Source organism: Flavobacterium sp. UBA6195, from assembly GCF_002422095.1.
GTDB lineage: Bacteria > Bacteroidota > Bacteroidia > Flavobacteriales > Flavobacteriaceae > Flavobacterium.
In genome coordinates, this window is sequence record NZ_DITB01000077.1 from 36,794 (window position 1) to 40,133 (window position 3,340).

Below are 3,340 nucleotides of genomic sequence, written 5' to 3' on the forward strand. Positions count from 1 at the left end.
TTCTTGGAGCTAATGTAACAGCACAACAAAAAATAGTAGTTTACAATTTATCTAGTTATAATATACAAATAAGTGACTTTGGTTCCAAAAACCTAACCCAAGATTATCCTCAACTAATTTATTATACAACAACTCCAGTACAGATTAATACCACCGATTTTTTAGAATTTGTCAATACAAACGACACACAATTTAGATTCCCTTTTATAGACACTAATGAGGAGTATACGGGCGGAAATGGTCAACCTACATGGTATCGATACACATCTTCAACTAGCAACCCTATTACAACTTCAGCAACAGCTGCTACATTAGGATATGGAAGCACACAAACTTTTCATTTTATTAAATTTAGTGATAGTTTTGAAACTGGACTGTTAGGAGTTCGTCCATCAGGAACAAGTGAAGTTGTGTTTGAAAACATAACTGCCTTGTATGAACAATTTGATCTTGGACCAAATTCTACTGAATATACTATAGTTTTTATAGATAATTAATTATTAAGCCGCAAGCAATAAAAAAGCTTGCGGCTTAATCAAATTATTACAAAATGACAAAACACATATTCATAATTCTCTTCTCATCGTTTCTTTTCTCCCAAACCACACCTCCTGTGATTTTATGGGAACAAACTTATGAAGAATATTATAACAACATATCATCATTAATAAAGACAACAGATGATGGTTATTTGTTTTTGGGATGTAATAATAATTGCAATAACAATTTATTAGTTGTAAAAATTAATAGTGAAGGAGACATTACATGGACTTTTCCAGTTATTGGAGTTGTTCATACGAGTGATGAATTTGCGAATACATTAGCAATAGTATACCAACCTTTAGAAAGCAAATATTTCTACATTGTTAATAATTGTAATGGAAATTACTCTACATATAGTTTAATCGAATTTAATGAAAATGGCATAACAACAAATATGTATTGTTTGCCACAAGGGTATACTTATAAATCATTTATAGCAACTTCTGATGGCGGATTCTTGGCTTATAGTCACGAAAATGTGTTAATAAAATTTAACGCCCAAAAAACAATTGATTGGACCTATAGTTTCCCCTCTAACAATATCAATTATTTAATGAAAGAAACCTCAGATGGAAATTTTCTTATTTCTGGAATGTTTGAATTATTATTAGCAGACAATCAAACTAACTCATATGCAGCTAAAATTAACCCACAAGGCAATTTAATATGGGAAATCAATTATGGTAATGAGCAAAATGAATTTCCTTTTTCAATTGGAGAATATTCAGACGGGAATTTTTTTTTAGTTGTTAATAGAGTGTCTACTGGCAATTTGGATGAAAGTATCTGGCTTAACAAAATAGATATAAATGGTAATTTATTGTCTGATAATTTAATCATTAATCAACGAAATATAAGCGAAACTAAAGTCATAATCGAACCTGATGACAGTTTAATCATTGGATATCGTTGTTCTAATGAAAATTGCGTTTATAATTACACTGACTTAATGTCGAAATTAACAAAAGTTAATAGTAACAATTCTATTGATTGGGATATTGAAATTAATCATGGTCAATTAAAAAGTATTTTAAAAACTAGCGACAATAATTATATGGCTCAATTATCAGGTATCTTAACAAATCCAATGATAGTAAAAATAGGTTGGGAACCTTTATCTACTCCAAGTTTTGAAAATAGAGTGAGTATTTATCCTAATCCGGCACAGGATTATATTAAGATAAAAAATAATTTTTCTGAAAATCAAACTGTAGTTATCTATAACGTTGCAGGGCAAACCATCATGAAACAAGAAATCAACCAAAACGAAAACAGCTTAGATGTTACAAAACTGGCAAGCGGTATTTTCTTTGTTCATCTTCCTGAAAGTAATACTACGTTGAAGTGGATTAAAGAATAATTATAAACAATTTAAAATACAAAAGCACAAATTCTAACGAGTTTGTGCTTTTTTTGTTTATCCTAACAAACACGCTGTTTTTCATGCAATTACAAAAATGAATATTTGTTAAATTTTACAAAGTTTAAGAAAATAATTACATTTTTACTTGCTTGGGTCAATTTTTTTTTTTATTTAGCCTGTATAACTATAACAAATTATACAATGAAAAAATTATTATTAAGTGCCTTATGCGCTTCTTTGTTTTTATTTTCTTGTGCTTCAGCATCAGATGAAAACATTTCAGAAACGAGTAAAACAAGTAAAACCCTAGCCAGAACAAGTAGTATTACCAAAACTACAGAAATGATTAATTTTGAAAGTGCTTTAAAAAAGTACCTACAAAACAAACCTTATTTTGATGATGCCAAATTAAAAGAAGAATCAGAAAACGAACTACGTTTAAATGCTACAAAACTTTTAGTTGCCATAGGCACGCCTGAAAGTGAAATTAAAGAAAACGAGACTAATGTGAATACATTAATTCCTTTTACTTTAAAAAAATACAGTGCTTTTTTAAACGCAACTAAAAACTAACTTTTAAACTTATTATCATGAAAAAATATCTTTTTATAGTATTTGCAATGGTTCTTGGAGCTAATGTAACAGCACAGAAGAACTTTTACATTTATAACTTTTCCAGTTATGATATTACTGTATCAGACATAATAACAAAACATGTAACTAATGATTACCCACAAGTTTACGATAACTTAAATCCTTTGTTAATTACTGCTAATGGAGGTTCAATAGAGCTTTTTGGTGCCCTCAACAATAGATTTCCTTATACACAATTATCACCAACATATACAACAGCCGCACTAAACAGATGGATTGTTCAAACCTCAGCAACGACATCTAACCCTCCTGCAGCAGCAGCCGGAGTAGAATTAGCTTATGGAACGAATCAAGTATTTAAATGCATTAAATTTGAAAGTGGTTCAGAATCCAGAGTTTTAGGAGCAGTCCCTTTTTCTTCAAATGAAGCAATTATGACTGAAATCACAGGATTATATGAGGAATTTCAAACAGGTAGTTTGACAGAATACACTATTGTAATTTTTGATAATTAATACCTCTATATATGTTGAAGACTATCATTTTAGTTATATGTTTCTTTAATTTGTCTTTTTCTCAAGACCCTATTCTTCTTTGGGAAGAAACATATTCTGAAACAGGAGGTAGTTTCTATTCTATAATTTCAGTAAATGATGGTAATTTTGTAATATTAAGAAACACTAACACGGATTACAACTCTTTACAAAAAATTGATAATCAGGGCCAAATTATTTGGGAAAGCGCTAATATTTTAGGCTTAAATTATTTTGATTCACATAATAAAAATATAGTAAAACACAATAATTAATTTATTTATTCATTAATGTCCGATAAAAAATA

The 3,340-nt window shown here is 29.2% G+C and carries 5 protein-coding genes; all 5 read left to right on the forward strand.

Features of this window, described 5'->3' with window-relative positions; translation table 11 throughout:
• A partial coding sequence (locus B4I81_RS06915; protein ID WP_291109062.1) for a hypothetical protein occupies positions 1-497 on the forward strand: 497 nt, incomplete at its 5' end.
• Between the two features lie 53 nt (positions 498-550).
• Positions 551-1,903: a T9SS type A sorting domain-containing protein gene (locus B4I81_RS06920; protein WP_291109064.1), complete on the forward strand. Its 1,353-nt coding sequence runs from the start codon at positions 551-553 to the stop codon at positions 1,901-1,903.
• Positions 1,904-2,107: 204 nt separating this feature from the next.
• Positions 2,108-2,479, forward strand: coding sequence for a hypothetical protein (locus tag B4I81_RS06925; protein WP_291109066.1), 372 nt, complete (start codon positions 2,108-2,110; stop codon positions 2,477-2,479).
• 17 nt (positions 2,480-2,496) lie between these two features.
• Positions 2,497-3,015 carry a hypothetical protein gene (locus B4I81_RS06930; protein ID WP_291109068.1) on the forward strand — a complete coding sequence of 173 codons (519 nt, stop codon included), beginning with the start codon at positions 2,497-2,499 and terminating at the stop codon, positions 3,013-3,015.
• Positions 3,016-3,026: 11 nt separating this feature from the next.
• Positions 3,027-3,308, forward strand: coding sequence for a hypothetical protein (locus tag B4I81_RS06935; protein WP_291109070.1), 282 nt, complete (start codon positions 3,027-3,029; stop codon positions 3,306-3,308).
• Positions 3,309-3,340: the final 32 nt, after the last annotated feature.